This window comes from Synechococcus sp. BS56D, from assembly GCF_004332405.1.
Classification (GTDB): Bacteria; Cyanobacteriota; Cyanobacteriia; order PCC-6307; family Cyanobiaceae; genus Synechococcus_C.
This window is the reverse complement of the sequence record NZ_PHQU01000006.1, coordinates 167,299-188,661: the sequence shown is the minus strand read 5'-3', so window position 1 is coordinate 188,661 and position 21,363 is coordinate 167,299. Positions and strand designations below refer to the sequence as shown.

The following is a 21,363-nucleotide window of genomic DNA, read 5'->3' as shown; positions in this document are numbered from 1 at the left end:
GCCGCGATGGAGGAACAGCAGGATGTGATTGTGATCGGCGGTGGCATCGCCGGTCTCACAGCGGCGGCACTTCTGGCACGCCATGGTTTGCAGGTCACGCTGCTGGAAGCCCACTATCAGCTAGGTGGCTGTGCAGGAACCTTCCGCCGTGGCCCTTACACCTTTGACGTCGGTGCCACCCAGGTGGCAGGGCTGGAGCCAGGCGGTAGCCATGCACGCATTTTCAAGCATCTGAATCTCGAACCACCGGAGGCGGTTCCGCTGGACCCCGGCTGTGTGGTCGACCTGGCCGACGGTACCGAGCCGATTCGGCTCTGGCGTGACCCGGAGCGCTGGAAGGCCGAACGTCAGCGCCAGTTCCCTGGTAGCGACCGCTTCTGGTCTCTTTGCAGCCAGCTGCATCAGAGCAATTGGGCCTTTGCTGGCCGAGACCCCGTTCTTCCGATCCGCTCTGGCTGGGATCTGCTCCAGACCATTGGAGCCTTGGGCCCAGCAACCATGGCCAGCGCCCCCTTAAGCCTGCTCACCGTGGGCGATCTCCTGCGCATTAGCGGCTGCTCTGAGGACCAACGCCTGCGCCGCTTTCTTGACCTACAGCTGCGGCTCTACTCCCAGGAGCCAGTGGAGCGCACTGCTGCTCTCTACGGAGCGACCGTGCTGCAGATGGCTCAGAACCCTCAAGGGCTTTGGCATCTCCATGGCTCCATGCAGGTCCTCAGCGATCGCTTGGCATCGGCCTTTACAAGAGATCGGGGCTGTCTACGGCTTCGACAACGGGTCACACGACTGACAAGACAACGCGAAGGTTCAGGCTGGCGAGTCCAAACCGAATGCCGCGACGGAAGCCCTTCGAGCTTCAGTGCCGCTGATGTGGTGTGCAGCCTGCCGCCCCAGTGCCTACCAACCCTGATCAGGGAAGACGAAGGTGCCAAGGCCATGCCACTGGGCTATCGCAGGCAACTGATGCAACTGGATGCCCCCAGTGGTGCCTTGGTGCTTTACGGGGCCGTGCGCCGAGACGCCTTACCAGCGGATTGCCCAGGCCATCTACAGCGCGACGGAGAGTCGCCCGGATCGCTCTTTGTATCAGTGAGCCAGGAAGGGGATGGTCGCGCCCCGATAGGGGAAGCCACCTTGATCGCCAGCGTGTTCACAGACCCAGGGATTTGGTGCCAGAGGCCCGAGGCCGACTACAAAGCGCACAAGCGGGGCTGCCAGGAAGCGATCAGCCACACCCTGGAACAGTGGCTCGGCTTCTCTCCCGATGCCTGGCGTCATCAGGAACTGGCCACTCCCCGATCGTTCGCCCACTGGACGGGACGTCCGAATGGGATTGTCGGAGGGCTTGGTCAGAGCCCGCGCCGCTTCGGCCCCTTCGGACTGGCCAGCCGCACACCGCTGGCCAATCTGTGGCTATGCGGCGATTCGATCCATCCAGGAGAGGGCACCGCTGGGGTGACCCTCTCTGCCCTGATGGCCTGTCGTCAACTCACAGCCCAACGGGGGCGACCACTGAAGCTCAAGGATTAATGAGCTCACCGGGTGCAGTCAGAAATGCAGGCCTGAGCGACCGTGTCTGCTCCAGTTCACGCTCCAGCTGTGGCCAGTTCCCCTCCAGGATCGCCTCCTCCAATTGCTCGAGGCTCCAGCGATAGGCAGCCAGACCTCTCAGCACCGCAGCGGTGTTGCGAGAGGCCATCGCCGTGCCAAGGACCGGATTGCCTGCCCCCACGCGCGTTGTGTCGGCAAACCCGCTGGAGGCCAACTGACAGGCGAGCGCCCGCACCGCTGGATCACGCTCCGTCCCCACAGCTCGCAAAAGGGCCGCACTCACAAGCACCGGCACATGGGAAATGAGTGCGACGGCCTGATCGTGACGCTCTGGATCCGCTGTCAGCCAGTGGCTACCAAGGGCGCGTGCCATTCCTTCCACCATGGCCAGCGCTTCGGGATCGCTGGACGCGTCAGGTGTGGCGACCCAGGGACGTCCGCGGAAGAGATCGCGCACACCTGCCTCAACACCCGCCTCAGCCGTGCCCGCCATCGGATGGCTAGCGATGAAACGGGGATGGCGGGCACGCCAGACCTCCAGCACAGGCGTCTTGACCGACCCCACATCCGTGATCACCGCCTGCTTCGGTAAGGCCGCCACCAGAGCGGGATCAGGGTCGAGCAAGCGTTCGATTGGAAGGGCGAGGATCACCAGCTCGCAGCAGGCCAGATCGGCTGGGTTCGTGCTCACCCGTTGGGCAAGTCCCCGCTCCAGGGCCCGCTCGACCGTCTCTTGACGATGGCAGAGGCCGAGCACCTCACAACCAAGGGCCTGGAGATCCAAGGCGAGCGATCCGCCGATCAGCCCCAGGCCAACAATGCCCACCCTGCCTGGGACCTGGGGGGGGCAAACCAGCTGCTGCTGCATCTCAGGGACTGTCGATGTCCCCATGTTGATCGAGAGATCAGCCTGAACCATCCCGATTCAGAGCTCTGCCTAGGCTCCTTTGATGCTGGAAGCACACGCCCATCAGCAACTCAAGCAACTGCTGCTGCAGGAGCGCTCGGCGTGGCCGCATCACCTGACTCTGAGTCGCCTGATCGCCCGAGGGCTACGGCGTCGGGATCACGCCCTCATTCAACTCAGCCCCTGCAGCCAGGATCAATGGTGGCTTGGGCTCCTGGTTCCCCTCTGTCTTCAGAGCCGCCACTGCGTGCTGGTCCTTGAGGACCAGCAGCGCCAGCGTCTACTCCAGGTGGAGCGCCCGAGGCTGCAAGCGGAGGGTTTGCAGCTGCCCTGCTGGCAGGGACTAGAAGCACCGCAGGGCGATCAGCTCTGGTTGCTCAATACCCAAGAGCTGGTCGAGGCCCAACGACTGGGCCACCTACGGGCACACCATCTTTTGATCATCCCTGAGGCTGATCAGCTCAGCCAAAGACTTCGACGGGCGATGGCTCTGACCTTAACGGCGTCGGACTGGGAAAGTCTTCGTCGGGCCCAGCCCAGTGCCGACGGAGCATTGCTGGAGCTGTATGAACGCCTCAGTCGCCAACTGTTTGGCCAGGCGACCCACAGTGATGCCAGCGTGCGTTTGCAGAGCTGTCAGCTCCAAAGCCTGCGCGACCTGCTGAGCCTTCTGCAACCACTGCCAGCCCCATGGGCACGCGTCCTGGCGGCCGATCCGCAGCATTGGGCCAGCTGGGCTCAGCTTGACCACCGCCTGCTGCAATGGAGCTGGCACCTCCAGGCCCTGGAGCCCCTGAACCAGCTGCATGCCCTGTTGAAGGACCATCCAATCCTGCTTCTCAGCAGCAATGGGAACAGCGGACCTTTGCAGGCGGAATTACGCAGTGCCGGCTTCCAAGCCGAGGTTGATGTGCATCTGCGGGAGCCGTCGCTTCTGGAGCCGGTCCCTCTTTTTGCACCCCGCCGACAACCGCTGCCGAACACCGAGGTGTACGCACAACACCTGCTCGAACAGTCCCGACGCCTGATTCTCGGACGCGCCGGGATGACGATCGTGCTCCTCAATGACCCACAGATGCGCCAGCGTCTCACCAGCGAACTGGCGGGAGAATTCGGCAGCCGCGTCCTGGAGCAGGCGACCGCCCCGGAAGCCAATGGTGTGATCTGCTGCTCCTGGGAGTGGTGGCTGACGCATCAGTCGCAGCTGCCGGCTCCCGACCAGCTGATCGTGGCACTGCTACCGATCGCCAGCCTGGAAAGCCCCCTAACGGCAGCCCGGGTGGAAGCTCTCAAGCAGCAGGGGCGGGACTGGTTCAGGGAACTTCTGCTTCCAGAAGCCCTCAGCCTGATGGCCCCGGCGATTGCTCCGCTTCGCCGCAGCGGCGGTCGTCTTGCAGTGCTGGACGGACGACTGCGGGGTCGAAGCTGGGGCGAACAGGTGTTTCAGGCCCTGCAACCGTGGACCCCCTTACACCGGCTCCTGCCTGACTAAAAAAACGCAATCAAGCCTGCGTGAGCCCACTTAGGCTCCCCAAAGAACCAATCGCCTTTGCATGGGAGAAGCCCGACGCCGCGCCAGCCAGGGCCTGCCGCCCCGCCAGCCTCGTGCAAACCCTGCAGACCAGGAGCGGGTTGCACCTTGGCTGCCCCTCACCAAACAGCAAACCAATCAGTTCGTATCGATCACGACCCGCGGTGCCTGGATCGGGATTGGCGCCCTGGTGGTGTTCTGGGTGGTGGTGCGCTTCATCGGACCCGCTGCAGGCTGGTGGACCCTGGCCGATATGCCTTGATCCACCTATTACGAAACAGCGCAGCAGTAGACAGGCGACAATCGAGGCTTGTCAAAGGTGAGACATGCCCGTCTGCGTGCTGGTACTGAAAGACTGGAGTGACGCGGCGTCTCTGCAAACCAAGCTCAAAGCCCAGGCCCTGCCGCTGCTTCAAAGCGTGCTGGTACCGCCGGAAGGTGGGGACGGGGAGATGCCAGACGAAGGAGATGGGGCCACCGGACTCCAGTCTGAACTCATCGATCGGGTGGAGCTGCTCAACCCCAACCTGGCGCGGCAACGACGCCAACGGGGCATGGCCCGCTGGCTGATGCCCTTTGGCTTTCTAGCTGGGCTCACCTTTACCCAGATCACCACGCTGGAAACCTTCTCCGCCCTCGGCCCCTGGGCTCAGCCGATGATCGGCGGCCTCCTGGGGATGGGCTCCGGGCTTATGGGTAGCTATGCCGCCGCCGCGAGCGTGCCCTCCGACAATGAAGACGGGGTGCGAATCCTTCGCAATCGCCATCAGGAGAAACGCTGGCTTCTTTTGCTGGAGACCCCAACGGGTATCGAGCCCCCCTGGCAGCTCCTGCAAAGTGCTCGTCCGATCCAGGTGGTGCGCCTGAGCGAGCTCTGATGTTGCCCCGCGAACCACTCCTGCAGGGCAGTCGCCATAGGGCCGGACTGGAGACACTTCTCGATCTAGCCGATGAGGTATTGCGCACCTGGCAGCCAGGCTGGAGTCCCTTCCTTTCTGCCCCCCTCCAGAACGAAGCGCTCGCCCGATTCTCGTCCTTGACTGAGCTGCGCTGGGATCGGGAAGGGGGCTACCCGGCCGCGGAGCGCTGTCGCCTGCGCTGCCAGCGCAGCGGCGGAGAGCCCACAGAGAAGAACAGCCCATCCCTCGCGACGGATGTGCCGATCCACGGTCTATCAGTGGAAGGCAACTTTCTGTTTGACCCCCTCTCTCCGGCTGACATGCACCAAGCTCTCGAAGGGATGGGCGTTGAGGAGGGGATGCTCGGGGATATCTGGATCCGCGGAGATCGGGGGGCTCAACTGCTCTGTACCCCCGAGGCGGCAGCCTTGCTTGATGGGCGGCGAGGGGTGGTGCGCGATGTGGAGATCCTCTGCGAGTCGATAGCGCCGGAAGCCCTTCAACTTCCCGCCCTGCGCGCGGTCAAACGCCTAAGCAGCGTTGAAGCCTCCTGCCGACTCGATGCGATCGCCTCTGCAGGGTTCGGGCTTTCACGCTCCAAGGTCAGCCAGCAGATTCGCGCAGGAAAGCTCCGGCTGAACTGGGAGCCCGTTCGCCAAGCAAGCCGCGATCTACAGGTGGGCGATTGCCTACAGCTCCAGGACAGGGGAAGCGTGGAGGTGCTCTCGCTGACTCTGACCAAACGTGATCGCTGGCGCGTCGACATGGAGCGACGCTGAGGGGAACGGATCGCTCCGGCTGCTAGGTTCACTCTCTCAGCGGAACGACCCGCTGCTACGCCTCACGCAAATGCTTGATGCGTCGAGAGGGCGATTAGCTCAGAGGTAGAGCACTACCTTGACACGGTAGGAGTCACTGGTTCGATTCCAGTATCGCCCACTTTCTTAACGGAGACGGGACACAGGAATGGCGCGCACCGTTGTGGTGGGGCTGGGGCGCTCAGGGGTCGGAGCCGCGCGTCTGCTCAGGGCTCAGGGCCTCGCTGTCACGGTGCTGGAGCGGGATCAGGGATCCAGCCAAGAGGAGAAGGCGAAACTCCTACGGGCCGAAGGGATTGACGTGCAGCTTGGGCGTCCCCTGACGCCCGAGAGTTTCACGCCCTGGCTCAACGCAGCCTCCCCCGATGACGGCCTTGCTGCCGTGGTCGTGAGCCCTGGAATCGCTTGGGATCACCCGACCCTCAATCAGCTCCGCTCTCACGGTGTCTCCGTGCTTGGGGAAATGGCTGTGGCCTGGCAGGCCCTGCAGATGGCCCCCTGGATCGGGATCACCGGCACCAACGGCAAGACAACTGTGACCCAGCTGCTTCAGCACGTGCTGAGCCATGGCGGCCTGTCGGCACCGATGGCAGGCAACGTTGGGAACTCGGCCGCTGAACTGGCCCTTTTGCTCCAAAGCGACCAGCTGCCTTGCCCTGACTGGGTCGTGATGGAAATGAGCAGTTATCAGATCGAAGCGGCGGCCACGGTCGCTCCCCGGATCGGCATCTGGACGACGCTCACGCCCGACCATCTCGAGCGCCACGGGACCCTCGAGGCTTACCGCTCCATCAAACGGAGTTTGCTGGAACGCTCTCAGGTGCGGATTTTCAATGCCGATGATCCCGACCTTCAGGCCCATCGCGCCTCCTGGAGCCATGGCATCTGGATCAGCGCTGCAGGGCCTGGTGAGGGCGCTGAGCCTGCTGACCTCTGGTGTGATGAGAACGGCACAGTGCAAGCCCCCTCAGGCCCATTGTTTCCCGCCTCAGCGCTGGCGATGCCAGGGGCCCACAACCGTCAGAACATGCTCATGGTCACTGCCGCTGCCTTGGAAGTAGGACTCGATCCGGGCACGATTGAGGCCGGACTGCGCAGCTTCCCTGGGGTTCCCCACCGCCTCGAGCGGCTTGGGCTGCTCGAGGGCATGGACGTGTTCAACGACAGCAAGGCCACCAACTACGACGCTGCCGTCGTCGCCCTGCGCTCCGTACCAGGCCCGATTGTGGTGCTTGCAGGCGGGCAAACCAAACAAGGAGATGCCACGGAATGGCTGCGCTTGATGCAGGAGCACGCCTGCGCAGCCGTACTTTATGGCCGTGGAGCCGAAGAGCTAAAGAGTCTGCTGAAGAGCAGTGATTATTCAGGAGTGGTGGAGAGCACCGTTGATCTGAATACAGCGGTGCCGCTGGCGATCGAACTCGGACGCCGACAGAAGGCCGCAAGCCTGTTGCTGTCCCCGGCATGCGCCAGTTTCGATCAATACCGCGACTTTGAAGCGCGTGGCGATCATTTCCGCACCCTGATCAACGCCCGTCTCTCCCCCTAATCTTCCTGGGAGCTTGCGGTGACCCCTTTGGCGTACTGGCTGATGAAAAGCGAGCCTGACGTCTATGGAATCCAGGACTTGGCGCGCGAGCGGGAGACCCTTTGGGACGGGATCCGCAATTATCAAGCCCGTAATTTCATGCGCAGCATGAACATCGGCGATCAAGCCTTTTTTTATCACTCCAATTGCAAACCTCCGGGCATTGTTGGCCTGATGGAGGTGGTTGAGACCGGTCTCACCGATCCGACCCAGTTCGATCCCAGCTCCAAGTACTACGACCCAGCGTCCAAACAGGAGGCTCCTCGCTGGGACTGCGTGCGGCTCCGCTATTTGGGAGTGTTTGCTGAGCTGCTGAGCCTCGATGCCCTGAGGGAGACTTACAACGAAGAGCAGCTCACGGTCGTACGCCGCGGCAATCGATTGTCGATCCTGCCTGTAGCGGATCCGATCGCCACCGATCTGCTGAGCCGCCTTGGAACGCTCCACTGAGACCGTCCTCCCTTCCCCAGGACGTGAGGTTCTGCCCCTGGCCACCGTGCTGCCCAGGGCCTGGATCGGCTTCAGCCAGGCCCCCTGGCATTCCCTGGGGCTTTCAGCGCTGACACTCTTGGCTGCCGTCGGGCCAGGTGTGCTCGCCAGCGATTTGCGGACTAGCGACCTGCCGCTCATCGTCGCCCTTGGGGATCTGCTGGTAGCAGCCAGCCTTTTACTGCCGATAGGGCCACTGATGGCTCTCCTCGACTTGGCGGATCAGCTTCTACCAACCGCATCCAGTGAGAGGTCACCCTCCAGGATCGCTAGGCCTGACCACCAACCTCGGCTCCTCTGGCTATGGCGTCAGGGACTGGCACTGCTGACTCTCGAAGGACTGATCTTCATCGGCGCTTTCAGCAGCATTCGACTGATCAGCTGGCTCTTGCTTGGTCAGAGCCCTGTCTTGGCGGGAGCCAGTGTGCTGCTGGGAAGCCTGGCCACAGCCCTCTGGGGAACGGGACAGGTGTTAGCCCTGCCGCTGCTCGTGCACCATCACCATCGCCCCCTTGCAGCCATGGACCACAGCCGCCGCATTGTTCAGGCGAACCGCCTGAAGATTCTTGCCCTGATCGGCCTCCTGCTCGGTCTCAATGCCTTGGGGCTCATGGGGGCCTGCCTTGGGCTGTTATTCAGCCTTCCCCTCAGCGCCCTCGTGCTGATGGCCAGCTGCCGCACTCAAATCTGCTGAAGCAGCGACTGACGCCTGAACATGTTGCCGACATACAGGCGCGTAATCGCCCTTGACTCGACGCCGTTCTGAACCAGAAAGCCAGCAAGGGCCGCCTGAACGAGACGGTACTGATCCCAGTTGGGATAACTCTCGATGAAGCGGGTCATGGCCTCCTGCAGAGGCAGGGGCAATTCAGCCTGAAAACTGACCAGTGCTGCGTCCATGGCTCCAGAGGCATCGGATGCAGATGACCCACAACCTGAGGGGCTCATGAGCTCTGACTGCATCATTTGCGCTGCTTCTGGCTGCATCTCTGAATCACCGATCGACCACCAGTTCTCCACACCGCGAGGACCACGTCAAGAGCAGCCTCATCGAGCCTTCCCACCCCTTCTCCCCATGAGACTCGAGCTATCAAGCCCTTTCAGGAGAAGCGATGCCGCCTGAAAAGGCCCATCACAACCAAGGCAACCAACGTCAAGAGGGATCAACCCGATTCATCCGGTTTTCCACAAACTCCGCGAGAGCAGGTCGCAACAGGAGAGAGCCTGTGGAAAAGCTGTTCAATGCGGGGCAAAGGCGGTGGAGGAAGCCCCATTCGCTCAAATGATCAGAAGAACTTATCTCGAGCCTGAATCCCAGATCGTTCTCATCGCCGCCGTCACAGCCTGAGCAGCTGGCGCAGGCCAATGGCCTTCCACTCCCCTTCCGCCGGTCGCGTCAGCTTCAAGCAGAACCTGCAGCGCCCATCGATCCCGATGGCCCTCCAGGCAGCCCCACCAGGGCGCTCTCTCCATTTCCAGCGTGATCGCCTCTTCTTCAAGCAGCTGATCCACCAGCGCCTGATGCTGATTAGTGAGTTCCGAAACCAAGGCCACCAGGCCCTGCCACTCCCATTCGGTTAGCTCAAATGCCCAAGCCTCCCCTCCAATCAACACGGGATAACGGAGACGACTGGGATCGTGGGCCAGGCGCCAGCCAGGCCCTTCCTGCTGAATCATCCAGGGAGCAAGTCAGGCTGATCCTGCTCATCACTCAGCTCGATGATGGCCCTCTGCACCGGCTTGACGCTGGACTCCTCAAGCAGCCCGTCGAAGTCGTCAAAACGACGCTGTTTGGCCCGGAACGCAATCCGAACGGTCGTGAGATAGCGATTGCTTGATTGGCGGATCAGGCTTTCACCACGCTTGGCCAGATCCTGAGAGCTCAAACCGGCACCAATCACGATTGACCTGACAACAATTCACCACTCTAAGTGAGCATGTCGCTGTGGAACGGCACATGCATCGGATAGGTGCGCTGCAGGCTGCCAGGAACTCGCAAAACGATCTGACGCCCCAGCCCCATGGCGGCGAGGGGCTGTCGCAGCATCTCCAGCAATGCGCTGATCTCCTCAAGATGCGCCGCGTCAACGCATTCGATCCGAATACTTCCCCAGCTGCGCGACATCCTGCTGGCCCGCAGTGGTTCCAGCCGCTGCTCCAGCACAGGATCCTCCCTGTAGAAGGACATCACCAACCGCTGCAAGCGATCCATCCTGATACCCCTTAGTCTCATCGTTCTTCCAACCTGCCCATGGCAGCGGACCGACCCCCGGCGGACGAAGAAAACCTTCAGGTTTCAGAGCGGACTGGAACGCTGGCGATCGACCTGGGAAGCACCACCACCGTGGTGGCCTTTCAGTTGGACGGCGGCATCGCCCCGAACCTGCTCGACCTCCCACCCATCACTCGCAATCCAGGGGAGATACCGAGCCTGATCTGGGCTCGCAGCGCCGATGACCCCAATCCTCTTGTGGGCCGGCAGGTGCTCGACAGTGGTCTTGCCGACGGCCATTCTCCAGGATTACTGAGAGATTTCAAGCGCTTCATCGCTGGTCCTGAGCTGGATCCAGCGAATGAGTGCTCCGATCAGTCCAACGGCGAGTCCTTAGGCGAACAAATGTCTGCGGACTCCGCCGGTGAGTGGCTGCTTCGAGAGATCTGGCGGAGGCTGCCCAATGGGGTGAGGGTCGGACGGCTCGTACTCACGGCCCCGGTGGAGCACTACCGGGGCTACCGAACCTGGCTTCTGAAAGCCTGCAGCCAGCTACCGGTTGATGAAATCGCCCTGGTGGATGAGCCCACCGCAGCGGCCCTGGGGGCCGGGCTGGCGCCAGGCTCTCGCCTGCTGGTGGTGGACGTGGGGGGGAGCACGATTGACATGGCGCTCGTCGCTCTTGAGGGAGGGGAAGGGCGTGCGGCGCCCCTCGCCCAGCTCTTGCGCTTCCGCGGCAGGGACCTGGCCAGCAGTCGCCAGTCCTTGCGCTGCGCCAAGGTGCTGGGGAAAGCAGGTCTAGCTCTCGGTGGACGGGATCTGGATCGCTGGATCGTTGACCAGCTGGCCCCAGGGAAGTTCCAGAAGGACGATCCTGCGATCGCCCCTCTGCTCAATGCTGCCGAACGCCTGAAATGCCGGCTCAGCGACTGCAATCATCCCGCCGACCTGCCCCTCAGCGAGATCGCGACCCTCAGCGATGAGGGGCGCCAGCAGGAGCTTCGCCTAACCCGATTGCAGCTCGAGTCGCTGATCCAAGAACGGGGCCTGCTGAAGGCTCTCGATGATCTGTTGGAGCAGACGCTCGCAGGAGGACGGCGACACGGCTGCCCTCTCGAGGATCTCGATGGGGTGATGGCGGTAGGCGGTGGGGCACGCCTCCCCCTGCTGCTGGACTGGCTGCGGCAGAGAACTGCACCAGTCCGCCTGCTGACACCGCCTCCTGTTGTAGCCGTGGCTTCCGGAGCCCTTTCCCTCACCCCTGGCGTGCAGGTCAGGGACGTTCTTCAGAGGGGGGTGTCGCTGCGTTGCTGGGACCGCCGCAGTCAAAGCCATCACTGGCACCCTTTATTCGTCGCCGGTCAGACCTGGCCGACCCGGAGTCCGCTTGAGCTCGTCCTGGCTGCCGGTCGCGAGGGTCAAGGCCAACTGGAGCTGGTGCTCGGGGAACCAGAGGCCATCGGCCGCCATGACGTGGTTTACGTGAACGGCTTGCCAACCCTGCAGCAGGGCAGCGCAACAGCCACGGTGCGCCCATGGAGCGCCCCCTCCCCGCACCTACCCCTCGAGCCCACGGGGAAGGCTGGTCAGGACTGCCTGCGCCTGCGTTTTTCCATCGATGCTCAGTCCGTTCTGCTCGTGGAGGGAGAAGACCTGCGCAGCGGCCTGAAGCTGCAACCTCGTGAACTGGGGACGGTTCGCTAAGCAGCAGCGCGTTATGCGCCTTCTACACCGTCCACAAACGGCATGGATTGACCTGGCTTCTTCATAGAACAATCAAGAACCTGCGGTCCTGCTTTGGCGCTTCGTCGCCACACCCTGCCCCGTTACTGGCTCGGCTTGACCCTGGGCGGCGTTGCCCTGCTCTGCTGCGCGGCCTACCTCTGGGAACAGCAGCTTCCCCTGCGCCTTCGGGAGGCGGCCCGTCGCGGTGATCTCGACGCCTGCTTGCGCTACAGCGAACAACTGGCGGCTCTGCGCTGGCTGGGCCAGAAGGCCCCCCTGGAGCAGGCCTACTGTCGCCGCCAGCAGGCACAAAGGCTCTGGGAGCTTGGACAGTTGGCGGACGCCCTTCGCCTACAGGAGCAGCTCGTGAACTCTGGTGTCGGCACCCCAGGTGATCGGCAAGAGGATCAACAGCAGCTGATGGTGTGGCGGGATCAACTCCGTAATCAAGCGTTGACGCTCTTTCGTCAAGGCGATCTAGAGGGGGCCATCAGCAAGCTCACCCCTGTGGAGCAGGGGGATGGCCGTCCCGGCACCCGCCTGAGTGACAACCTCCGGGAGACCTGGAATCGCAACCGCCTGAATCACGAACGGCTGATTGAGCTTGTAGAGCGCAAGCGCTGGTGGGAAGCCTTGTCCGTTCTCAACCAGCTCGACCACCCCTGGTGGCAGAGGAAGGCTCTGCCTGAGCGACAGGCGGTGGAAACCTCGATCGATGCGCTGAGGGACCGGGAGGACCATCACAGTCATGGCGACCTACCAGCCCATACCGTTCCTGAAGCGGAGCTGGATGCTGCTGTTCAACAACGCATCCGAATGGGATTGGAACCCTGGAAAGCTTTCCTTGCCGGCTGCGCCGATGTTGGCGGCAGCGTTGAGGAAGAGGGGCCCGAAAGCCTGTGCCGCAGAAGGTAATGCGGCGGAGCGCTCAGGCGCATGACACAATGCGCCCCAGCAATGACGTGGCTCATGCAAGCGGGCGACAAGGTAACGGTCTCAGCCAACGTCGTGGTGTTTAACCATCCCGAACATCGTGGTGAAGCCTTCGATCTCCAGGGAAGCGAAGGGGAAGTGGTCAACGTGCTGGATGACTGGAAAGGTCGGCCGATCAGTCCCACCCTGCCGGTCATCGTGGCCTTTGGCCGTTACAAGGCCCACTTCCGCGGTGATGAGCTCACCGCTGTGAGCTGAAGGGAACCCTTCAGCGCAGGTACACCCCCTCCTCACCGTCAAGATCCATCAAGCGCAGCTCGATGGTTTCCGTGCGTCGGGTTGGCACAACGCGTCCGCAAAAATCAGGCTGGATCGGGAGCTCACGGTGACCACGATCCACCATCACCAGAAGCAGAACCCGACGCGGACGGCCCCAGGCCTGAATCGCCTCCAAGGCCGCCCTCACGGTGCGTCCGGTAAAGATCACATCGTCGACAAGCACCACAACCCGCTCCTCAACGCCCATGGGGAGGTCCGTGGCTTGTCCAAACCGCATTCCCACCCGCTCGAGATCATCGCGATGAAAGGTGGGGTCAAGCGTTCCTTGAGCAATCGTGCGGCCGGAGAGATCCTCAAGCTGGCGGGCGAGCACTCGGGCGAGCTGTACGCCGCGTGTGGGGATGCCCAACAAAACCAGGTCATCCGTGCTGTCAACGGTCTCCAGCACCTGCGAAGCAAGTCTGGCGAGGGTCCTTGCCAGCTCCTGGGACGAGAGGATCTCAATCCTTCCGGCATCGGCAGAACCGCCCATAACCAAGCGCTCAGCGAGTCTCAGTTTATGGCGGCCGGATGGTCGAAAGCTGACCGACCGAACACCGACTGGGTCGAACTGCAGCTCTTGGAGGTAACTTGAATATGGAGAAGCCCTTAAGAACTGAACGTTGCGGAGAGAGCGTGCCGAACAGCAGTGATGAGAGCTTCCAGCGATCCGGTGCCGTCGCACCGGTCGTTCTCGCCATTCTTGACGGCTGGGGACACCGCGAAGGGAAAGAGCACAACGCCATTGTCACCGCCGAGACTCCGGTGATGGATGCCCTCTGGCATGCCTATCCGCACGCACTGATCCAAGCCAGCGGAGCCCATGTGGGACTCCCGGACGAGCAGATGGGCAATTCCGAAGTGGGGCACCTCACCATCGGAGCAGGCCGGATCATCCGCCAGGAACTCGTTCGGATCAGCGAAACCGTCCGAAACGAACAGCTCGGGGAACGATCCGCTCTCCGGGAGCTGGCAGCGGAGCTGCGCAACAGCAACGGCACCCTCCACCTCCTTGGCCTCTGCTCCGACGGTGGCGTCCACAGTCATGTGGATCATCTCTGCGGGCTCTTGCGCTGGGCAGCCTCCGAGGGCCTGAGCAAGGTGGCGATTCACGCCATCACTGATGGCAGGGACACCCCCACCCAGAGTGCCCCCCAATTCATCGAGGCCGTCGAGAACGCCATCCTCCTGACCGGTGTTGGTGAGATCGCCAGCCTCTGCGGCCGCTATTGGGCCATGGACCGAGACCATCGCTGGGAGCGAACCAGCAAGGCCTACTCCCTGCTCACGGATCCCGCGATCGAGATCAGCGGCATGACGGCCGCAGAGGCCCTGGCCGCGAGCTACGCCCAGGGAACCACCGACGAGTTCCTCGAACCGGTGCGTCTCACCCCCAGCTTCTTCAACGACGGCGACGGGCTTGTGATGTTCAACTTCCGCCCCGACCGCGCTCGGCAGATTGTTCAATCCCTGTGCGTCGATGCCTTTGAGGGTTTTGAACGCGCCCAACGCCCCAAGTTGAAGATCGTCACCTTCACGCAGTACGAAGCGGATCTTCCCGTGATGGTGGCCTTCCCTCCCGAGTCGCTCGATCAGCTACTCGGCCAGGTGGTCGCCGATCACGGACTGCGCCAGTACCGCACGGCTGAAACCGAAAAATATCCACACGTCACCTACTTCATGAACGGTGGCATTGAGCAACCCCTTTCAGGAGAGGACCGCCACCTGGTGCCCTCGCCACGCGTCGCCACCTACGACCAAGCGCCTGCGATGGCCGCTGCCACCCTCACGGACAGTTGCATCGAAGCGATCGAACGTGGCGTGTATTCGCTGGTGGTGATTAATTACGCCAATCCCGACATGGTTGGCCACACCGGTGTGATGGGGGCCACCACCGAAGCGATCCAGGAGGTCGACCATTGCATCGGTCGCCTGCTCGATGCCGTCGGGCGCATGGGAGGCACGCTTCTGATCACAGCCGACCATGGCAATGCAGAAGTGATGCAAGGTCCCGATGGTCAAGCTTGGACCGCCCACACCACCAACCCGGTGCCCGTGATCCTCGTGGAGGGGGAGAAGCGCAAGGTCCCTGGCCTTGGCAATGCCCTGCGCCTCCGAGACAACGGCGGGCTCGCTGATATCGCACCAACCTTGCTTCAACTTCTCAATCTCCCCAAACCTGAGGTGATGTCAGGCTGCAGCCTGATTGAATCGATTGATGCGCCGACTTTGAGCGCCCGTCTGCCCCAACCCGTCTGACTCTGCCTGATGCTTACGTCTGTTCTCTCCTGGATCTGGATCGGCAGCGGCATGCTGCTCATCCTGCTGGTACTCCTGCACAGTCCGAAAGGCGATGGCATGGGAGGGCTGGCAGCCAGTGGCAGCTCGATGTTCACCAGTGCCAGTAGCGCTGAGGCCACGCTGAATCGCCTCACCTGGACCTGCCTGGCAACGTTTCTCACCCTCGCGGTGATCTTGAGTGCTGGCTGGCTTCGCTGAAGCCAGCCAGGGTGAAGTCAAGGACAACTCACTGGAACTGAGGTGAACCCACCCGTTCCGCATAGGCTTCCTCTCCATGGGCGTCGACGTCGATCCCGAGGTTTTCAGCGTGTTCGGACACGCGGAAGCCAAGCCCAAGACCACGCAGGATGCCTGCAATGACGAGAGTTCCCGCCGCCGCCAGGCCATAGGCCACCACAACAGCTTGAAGCTGCCCTCCAATCAGGGCCAACCTGCCTTTCTCGGCTAGAACCTGACCGGCAGGGTGATTGGCGATCAGTTCAGCACTGGCAAACACGCCTGTGAGCATGGCGCCGATCGTGCCTCCCACGCCATGCACCGCAAAGGTGTCGAGAGAGTCATCGAAGCGCAGTTTCACCTTGACCTGGACGGAGACATAACAGAGCACTCCGGTGATCGCACCGATGGCCATGCCTGAGCCAGGGCTGACGAAACCAGCGGCTGGCGTGACCCCCACGAGACCGGCAACCGCGCCGGTGGCCATACCCACAACAGTGGGCTTGCCATCACGCCATGTTTCCACCAGCGACCAAGCCACGAGTCCTGCAGCCGCAGAGAGGTGTGTGGTGGTGAAGGGCAGCTCAGCGCCACTCACAGCCAACTGACTGCCACCGTTGAAGCCAAACCATCCAAACCACAACAGGCCGGTGCCCAGAAGAATCTGAGTCACGTCATGGGGGGGGCGAACGGAGCGGGGCCACTGCTTGCGGGCACCGACCAAAGCAGCGAGAAGCAGGGCAGTGACGCCTGAGCTGATATGCACCACCGTGCCACCAGCAAAATCGAGATCCTTGCCAAGGAATCCTCCACCCCAGACCATATGAGCCAGTGGGGCGTAGACCACCAGCAGCCAAACGGGTGTGAACACGCACCAGAATCGGAAGCTGAGCCGCTCTACCAGGGCTCCAGAGATGAGCGCCGGCGTGATGATCGCAAACATCCCCTGGAAGAGGGCAAAGCTCAGCCCTGGGATCGACAAGCCATCCCAGATTGGAGGAATGTTTTCGAGCAGAGCGAAGGAGAAGGGATTGCCGACAACGGCATTGAAGGCTCCACCATCGGAGAACGCCAGGCTGAAGCCGAAGGAGGCCCAGACCAGGGTGGCGATCCCCATCATCACGAAGCTCATCGCCATCGTATTGAGAACGTTCCGCCCCTGAACAAAGCCGCCGTAGAAAAAGGCAAGACCAGGGGTCATCAGCAGAACAAGAGCTGCTGACGTCAAGATGAGGGTGTTATCGGCATCAGAGAGAGCGGCGTCACCAGCGTGGGCCGGCAAAAGGGCGGCACTGATTACCTGCAGCGCCGGAACGCAGAGAGCAGCAATCAGCAGACGCCTGAAACGGGACTGCAGCACAAGTTGAAACGGTTACCAGCGATACCGTTTCAGAGCACGGCCCCCTCGAATGTTCGCTATGAACAGTTGGGGGCATCTTGAGGGAGACGTTCATGCATGGGGACATCCTCAGAGCATGAAAAAACCCCCGCCGCAGCGGGGGTGAACCGTTGCTCCTTGCGGAGCCGTCGATCAGTAGTCGAAGTCGCCGCCGCCCATGCCGCCTCCGGCAGGAGCTGCTTCCTTCTTCTCGGGCAGATCGGCCACGATGCACTCGGTGGTCAGAACCATGCCAGCGATGGAGGCAGCGTTCTGCAGACCAGATCGGGTCACCTTGGCGGGATCAACGATGCCAGCAGCGAGCATGTCGACATACTCGCCGTTGGCTGCGTTGTAGCCCTCGTTGAAGGACTTGGCCTTCACGTTCTCAGCGACCACAGCACCGTTCACACCTGCATTTTCAGCGATGCGCATCAAGGGAGCGGTCAGGGCCGCGGCCACGATGTTGGCACCGATCAGCTCCTCGCCGCTGAGGCTGCCAGATGCCCACTGCTCTAGAGCAGGAGCCAGGTGAGCCAGGGTGGTGCCTCCACCGGGGACGATGCCTTCTTCAACGGCCGCCTTCGTGGCGTTGATGGCATCTTCCAGACGCAGCTTCTTGTCCTTCATCTCGGTCTCGGTGGCAGCACCCACCTTGACCACAGCCACGCCACCGCTCAGCTTGGCGAGACGCTCCTGCAGCTTCTCCTTGTCATAGGTGGAGTCGGTTTCGTCCATCTGCTTGCGGATCTGCTCGCAGCGGGCCTTCACTGCCACTTCGTTGCCTTCGGCCACGATGGTGGTGGTGTCCTTGTTGATGGTGATGCGGCGAGCGGTGCCCAGCATCTCCAGCTTGGCGTTCTCCAGCTTGAGGCCGGCGTCCTCGGTGATCAGCTGACCGTTGGTGAGAACGGCGATGTCCTCGAGCATGGCCTTGCGGCGGTCGCCGAAGCCAGGGGCCTTCACAGCAGCCACGTTGAGCACACCACGCAGGCGGTTCACCACGAGGGTGGCCAGGGCCTCCTTTTCGATGTCCTCAGCGATGATCAGCAGAGGCTTACCGGTGCGAGCGATCTGCTCAAGCACGGGCACCAGGTCCTGCACCAGGCCGATCTTCTTGTCGGTCAGGAGGATATAGGGCTCCTCGAGCACCGCTTCCATCCGCTCGGTGTCGGTGGCGAAGTAGGGGGAGATGTAGCCCTTGTCGAAACGCATGCCCTCGGTGACCTCCAGTTCGGTGGTCATCGACTTGCCTTCCTCGAGGGAGATGACCCCTTCCTTGCCAACCTTGTCCATGGCATCGGCGATCATCCGACCCACTTCTTCGTCGTTGCCGGCGGAGATGGTGCCCACCTGAGCTATGGCGTTGCTGTCGCTGATCGGCTTGGCGTGCTCCTTGATCTTGCCGACCAGGAATTCAGCAGCCTTGTCGATGCCCTTCTTGAGGGTGATCGCATTGGCGCCGGCGGCCACGTTGCGCAGACCAGCCTTGACCATGGCGTGTGCCAGGACGGTGGCAGTGGTGGTGCCGTCACCGGCGGCGTCATTGGTCTTGGAGGCAGCCTGACGGATCAGAGCAACGCCGGTGTTCTCGATGTGGTCCTCGAGCTCGATCTCTTTGGCGATGGTGACACCGTCATTGATGATCTGAGGAGCGCCGAACTTCTTCTCAAGAACGACGTTGCGGCCCTTGGGACCGAGGGTGACAGCAACGGACTCCGCAAGGATGTCGATGCCCTTTTCCAGAGCGCGGCGAGCCTGCTCGTTGTAGATGATGCGCTTGGCCATGGGAGGCAGGGAGAAAGATAAAAGTGGAAACGATCAATCGAAACTGAACTCAGCACGTGGGCGCTGAGGCCAGGAGGCTTGGGAACGCTCAGTTCACAATCGCGAGGATGTCCTTCTCGGAGAGAAGCACGAACTCATCACCACCGAGCTTGATGTCGGTACCGGCGTACTTGCTGTAGAGCACCTTGTCGCCAACGCCGACTTCAGGAGCCTGGCGGGAGCCGTCGTCATTGCGCTTACCGGGACCCACCTGGACCACCTCGCCCACCTGGGGCTTTTCCTTGGCGGTGTCAGGGAGAAGGATGCCGCCGGCGGTTTTTTCCTCGGACTCGGAAACTTTGACGAAGACGCGGTCTCCAAGGGGCTTAACGGTGGAGACGCTGAGGGAAACAGCTGCCATGGGTGAATGCGAAAGCAGGGACAGGGGACGCGAAGCGCCACACATCGACACGAGCTAGCACTCAAGGTCGACGAGTGCCAACCTATGGCCTGGACGACTGCCCCCGCTAGCCACCCGGCGTGCGGTTGACCGAACCCCTCCTGAGGCCGCCATTGCGGTGGTATGGTTGCGCCGCTCAGGAAGGGAATGCCTCCGGGCCTGTCTGTGTCCATCGTTCCCTCAAACTCCTCCTTTCTTATGGCCGCTGCTGCTCCCGCCTCCGCCGGTACCAAGGGTGTTGTCCGTCAGGTGATCGGCCCGGTTCTGGATGTGGAATTCCCGGCCGGCAAACTGCCCAAGATCCTCAACGCTCTGCGGATCGAAGGCACCAACACCACCGGTGAGAAAATCGCCCTGACCGCTGAAGTTCAGCAGCTCCTCGGTGACCACCGCGTTCGCGCCGTCGCCATGAGCGGTACTGATGGACTCGTTCGCGGCATGGAAGCCGTTGATACCGGCGCTGCCATCTCCGTTCCCGTTGGCGAAGCAACCCTCGGCCGCATCTTCAACGTGCTTGGTGAACCTGTCGATGAGCAGGGTCCCGTGAACGCCACTGCCACGGCTCCGATCCACCGGGAAGCTCCCAAGCTCACAGAGCTGGAAACCAAGCCCAAGGTGTTCGAGACCGGCATCAAGGTGATCGACCTCCTGGCTCCCTATCGCCAGGGCGGCAAGGTGGGACTGTTCGGTGGTGCCGGCGTCGGCAAGACCGTGCTGATCCAGGAACTGATCAACAACATCGCCAAGGAGCACGGCGGTGTGTCCGTGTTCGGTGGCGTGGGTGAGCGCACCCGTGAGGGCAATGACCTCTATGAGGAGTTCAAGGAGTCCGGGGTGATCAACTCCGAGGACCTCTCCAAGTCGAAGGTGGCCCTTTGCTATGGCCAGATGAACGAGCCCCCCGGCGCACGCATGCGCGTGGGCCTCTCGGCTCTGACCATGGCTGAGCACTTCCGCGATGTGAACAAGCAAGACGTTCTGCTGTTCGTCGACAACATCTTCCGCTTCGTGCAGGCCGGCTCTGAAGTGTCTGCTCTGCTGGGCCGCATGCCCTCCGCTGTGGGCTACCAGCCGACTCTGGGCACCGATGTGGGCGCCCTGCAGGAACGTGTTGCTTCCACCGTCGAAGGTTCAATCACCTCGATTCAGGCCGTCTACGTCCCTGCCGACGACCTCACCGACCCAGCTCCCGCCACCACCTTCGCCCACCTCGACGCCACCACGGTTCTCAACCGTGCCTTGGCCTCTAAGGGCATTTATCCGGCTGTGGATCCCCTGGATTCCACCAGCACCATGCTCCAGCCCGCGGTTGTCGGCGATGAGCACTACCGCACCGCCCGCGCTGTCCAGTCCACTCTGCAGCGCTACAAGGAGCTTCAAGACATCATCGCCATTCTCGGCCTCGACGAACTCTCTGAAGATGACCGTCAGACCGTGGATCGTGCCCGCAAGATCGAGAAGTTCCTGTCCCAGCCATTCTTCGTGGCTGAGATCTTCACCGGCATGCCCGGCAAGTATGTGAAGCTCGAGGAAACGATCTCCGGCTTCAACCAGATTCTTGCTGGTGAACTTGATCACCTGCCCGAGCAGGCCTTCTACCTGGTGGGCAACATCGAGGAAGCGAAGGCCAAGGCCGAGAAGATCAACGCCGAATCCAAGTGATTCTGAGGGGGGTGTCTTGAGCACCCCCCAATCACTTGCTCAAAGTCGTCCGTTCTCCCCTCCGAACCAAGGTTCATGTCCCTCACCCTTCGCGTGCTGGCCCCCGACCAGAGCGTCTTTGATGGCAGTGCTGATGAGGTGATCCTCCCCAGCACCACCGGCCAGCTCGGCATCCTTCCTGGACACGTGTCCCTCCTGGCCGCTCTGGATGTGGGCGTGCTTCGGGTGCGCAGCACCAATGGTTGGCAATCCATCGCTCTGATGGGCGGATTCGCCGAAGTGGAAGCTGATGACGTCACGGTTCTGGTGAACGCTGCAGAACTGGGCAGCAACATTGACGCCGGCAAGGCGGAAGCCGATCTGGAGGCAGCACGGGCCGAAGTCAATCGCTTCGAAGGTCAGCCTGCTTCCCCAGAAAAAGTCAAAGCTCAGCAGAGCTTAGACCGTGCTCGCGCTCGCCTGCAAGCCAGTAAGTGATCGGCCTCAGCCCTGAGTCTTGAACTCAGTGATGACCTGAACAGAAATTCTCAAACGACTCCCTTTCAGGGGGTCTTTTTTTGTGCCGAGCCCAGGCAATCAACGACATAAGGGCCACAAAAAAACCCCGC

24 protein-coding genes and 1 tRNA gene are annotated in these 21,363 nt (G+C 62.1%); 16 read left to right on the top strand and 9 right to left on the bottom strand.

The annotated features are described in order from the left end of the window. Positions 1-6: 6 nt before the first annotated feature. Complete coding sequence (gene crtD, locus CWE17_RS10390) at positions 7-1,530, top strand: C-3',4' desaturase CrtD (RefSeq protein WP_131456912.1); 1,524 nt, start codon at positions 7-9, stop codon at positions 1,528-1,530. Here crtD and CWE17_RS10385 read toward each other — a convergent pair. After that, positions 1,520-2,419, bottom strand: a complete 900-nt coding sequence (locus tag CWE17_RS10385) for a prephenate/arogenate dehydrogenase (protein WP_131457111.1) — start codon at positions 2,417-2,419, stop codon at positions 1,520-1,522. The genes crtD and CWE17_RS10385 overlap by 11 nt on opposite strands. Before the next feature lie 82 nt (positions 2,420-2,501). On the opposite strand from CWE17_RS10385, the gene CWE17_RS10380 reads away from it, so the two are divergent. The 8 genes from CWE17_RS10380 to CWE17_RS10345 all read left to right on the top strand — a co-directional run bounded on the left by CWE17_RS10380 (position 2,502) and on the right by CWE17_RS10345 (position 8,477). Beyond that, positions 2,502-3,950, top strand: coding sequence for a helicase (locus CWE17_RS10380; RefSeq protein ID WP_131456910.1), 1,449 nt, complete (start codon positions 2,502-2,504; stop codon positions 3,948-3,950). 61 nt (positions 3,951-4,011) lie between these two features. Beyond that, positions 4,012-4,251, top strand: a complete 240-nt coding sequence (locus CWE17_RS10375; protein WP_131456908.1) for a DUF2839 domain-containing protein — start codon at positions 4,012-4,014, stop codon at positions 4,249-4,251. Between the two features lie 64 nt (positions 4,252-4,315). Then, positions 4,316-4,867 (top strand): hypothetical protein, encoded by a 552-nt coding sequence (locus CWE17_RS10370; protein WP_131456906.1) that lies wholly within the window; start codon positions 4,316-4,318, stop codon positions 4,865-4,867. Further along, a complete protein-coding gene (locus tag CWE17_RS10365) occupies positions 4,864-5,667 on the top strand; it encodes a photosystem II S4 domain protein (protein WP_131456904.1) in 804 nt (267 codons plus the stop codon). The genes CWE17_RS10370 and CWE17_RS10365 overlap by 4 nt, the downstream gene beginning before the upstream one ends. Before the next feature lie 88 nt (positions 5,668-5,755). Then, positions 5,756-5,827 (top strand) — tRNA-Val (locus CWE17_RS10360). A gap of 27 nt (positions 5,828-5,854) precedes the next feature. Continuing rightward, positions 5,855-7,255: a UDP-N-acetylmuramoyl-L-alanine--D-glutamate ligase gene (murD, locus tag CWE17_RS10355; protein ID WP_131456902.1), complete on the top strand. Its 1,401-nt coding sequence runs from the start codon at positions 5,855-5,857 to the stop codon at positions 7,253-7,255. Positions 7,256-7,297: 42 nt separating this feature from the next. Beyond that, on the top strand, positions 7,298-7,744 hold the full coding sequence (locus tag CWE17_RS10350; protein WP_131456900.1) for an EVE domain-containing protein: 447 nt from the start codon (positions 7,298-7,300) through the stop codon (positions 7,742-7,744). Beyond that, positions 7,728-8,477, top strand: coding sequence for a hypothetical protein (locus CWE17_RS10345; protein ID WP_131456898.1), 750 nt, complete (start codon positions 7,728-7,730; stop codon positions 8,475-8,477). Before CWE17_RS10350 ends, CWE17_RS10345 begins: the two co-directional genes overlap by 17 nt. On the opposite strand, the gene CWE17_RS10340 is transcribed toward CWE17_RS10345, so the two are convergent. The 4 genes from CWE17_RS10340 to CWE17_RS10325 form a co-directional block, all read right to left on the bottom strand. Next, positions 8,465-8,731 carry a DUF2811 domain-containing protein gene (locus tag CWE17_RS10340; RefSeq protein ID WP_206338374.1) on the bottom strand — a complete coding sequence of 89 codons (267 nt, stop codon included), beginning with the start codon at positions 8,729-8,731 and terminating at the stop codon, positions 8,465-8,467. The genes CWE17_RS10345 and CWE17_RS10340 overlap by 13 nt on opposite strands. A gap of 348 nt (positions 8,732-9,079) precedes the next feature. After that, positions 9,080-9,460, bottom strand: coding sequence for a DUF1818 family protein (locus tag CWE17_RS10335; RefSeq protein ID WP_131456894.1), 381 nt, complete (start codon positions 9,458-9,460; stop codon positions 9,080-9,082). Continuing rightward, positions 9,457-9,684 (bottom strand): DNA-directed RNA polymerase subunit omega, encoded by a 228-nt coding sequence (locus tag CWE17_RS10330; RefSeq protein WP_131456892.1) that lies wholly within the window; start codon positions 9,682-9,684, stop codon positions 9,457-9,459. The genes CWE17_RS10335 and CWE17_RS10330 overlap by 4 nt, the downstream gene beginning before the upstream one ends. Positions 9,685-9,710: 26 nt before the next feature. Next, positions 9,711-9,995: a hypothetical protein gene (locus tag CWE17_RS10325; RefSeq protein ID WP_131456890.1), complete on the bottom strand. Its 285-nt coding sequence runs from the start codon at positions 9,993-9,995 to the stop codon at positions 9,711-9,713. A gap of 39 nt (positions 9,996-10,034) precedes the next feature. Here CWE17_RS10325 and CWE17_RS10320 point away from each other — a divergent pair, with 39 nt between their 5' ends. From CWE17_RS10320 to CWE17_RS10310, 3 genes are all read left to right on the top strand, one after another. After that, positions 10,035-11,699, top strand: coding sequence for an Hsp70 family protein (locus CWE17_RS10320; RefSeq protein ID WP_131456888.1), 1,665 nt, complete (start codon positions 10,035-10,037; stop codon positions 11,697-11,699). 93 nt (positions 11,700-11,792) lie between these two features. After that, a complete protein-coding gene (locus tag CWE17_RS10315) occupies positions 11,793-12,635 on the top strand; it encodes a hypothetical protein (RefSeq protein ID WP_131456886.1) in 843 nt (280 codons plus the stop codon). A gap of 54 nt (positions 12,636-12,689) precedes the next feature. Then, a complete protein-coding gene (locus tag CWE17_RS10310) occupies positions 12,690-12,911 on the top strand; it encodes a ferredoxin-thioredoxin reductase variable chain (RefSeq protein ID WP_131456884.1) in 222 nt (73 codons plus the stop codon). A gap of 10 nt (positions 12,912-12,921) precedes the next feature. Here the strand turns inward: CWE17_RS10310 and pyrR are convergent, their stop codons facing one another. After that, positions 12,922-13,464 carry a bifunctional pyr operon transcriptional regulator/uracil phosphoribosyltransferase PyrR gene (gene pyrR, locus CWE17_RS10305; protein WP_206338373.1) on the bottom strand — a complete coding sequence of 181 codons (543 nt, stop codon included), beginning with the start codon at positions 13,462-13,464 and terminating at the stop codon, positions 12,922-12,924. Positions 13,465-13,568: 104 nt separating this feature from the next. Here pyrR and gpmI point away from each other — a divergent pair, with 104 nt between their 5' ends. Next, entirely contained in the window at positions 13,569-15,230 is a 1,662-nt protein-coding gene (gene gpmI / locus CWE17_RS10300; RefSeq protein ID WP_131456880.1) for a 2,3-bisphosphoglycerate-independent phosphoglycerate mutase, read from the top strand. 9 nt (positions 15,231-15,239) lie between these two features. Then, positions 15,240-15,470 carry a preprotein translocase subunit SecG gene (gene secG / locus CWE17_RS10295; protein ID WP_131456878.1) on the top strand — a complete coding sequence of 77 codons (231 nt, stop codon included), beginning with the start codon at positions 15,240-15,242 and terminating at the stop codon, positions 15,468-15,470. A 28-nt stretch (positions 15,471-15,498) separates the two neighbouring features. On the opposite strand, the gene CWE17_RS10290 is transcribed toward secG, so the two are convergent. The 3 genes from CWE17_RS10290 to groES form a co-directional block, all read right to left on the bottom strand. Further along, a complete protein-coding gene (locus tag CWE17_RS10290) occupies positions 15,499-16,848 on the bottom strand; it encodes an ammonium transporter (protein WP_240789369.1) in 1,350 nt (449 codons plus the stop codon). Positions 16,849-17,019: 171 nt separating this feature from the next. Beyond that, complete coding sequence (gene groL / locus CWE17_RS10285; RefSeq protein WP_131456876.1) at positions 17,020-18,654, bottom strand: chaperonin GroEL; 1,635 nt, start codon at positions 18,652-18,654, stop codon at positions 17,020-17,022. A gap of 88 nt (positions 18,655-18,742) precedes the next feature. After that, a complete protein-coding gene (gene groES, locus CWE17_RS10280; RefSeq protein ID WP_131456874.1) occupies positions 18,743-19,054 on the bottom strand; it encodes a co-chaperone GroES in 312 nt (103 codons plus the stop codon). A 237-nt stretch (positions 19,055-19,291) separates the two neighbouring features. On the opposite strand from groES, the gene atpD reads away from it, so the two are divergent. Together atpD and atpC are read left to right on the top strand one after the other, a co-directional pair. Beyond that, positions 19,292-20,755 carry a F0F1 ATP synthase subunit beta gene (gene atpD, locus CWE17_RS10275; protein ID WP_131456872.1) on the top strand — a complete coding sequence of 488 codons (1,464 nt, stop codon included), beginning with the start codon at positions 19,292-19,294 and terminating at the stop codon, positions 20,753-20,755. A gap of 75 nt (positions 20,756-20,830) precedes the next feature. Further along, the gene (gene atpC / locus CWE17_RS10270; RefSeq protein ID WP_131456870.1) at positions 20,831-21,232 is read left to right on the top strand and encodes an ATP synthase F1 subunit epsilon; all 402 of its coding nucleotides are present in this window, start codon (positions 20,831-20,833) and stop codon (positions 21,230-21,232) included. The last annotated feature ends 131 nt before the right edge of the window (positions 21,233-21,363 follow it).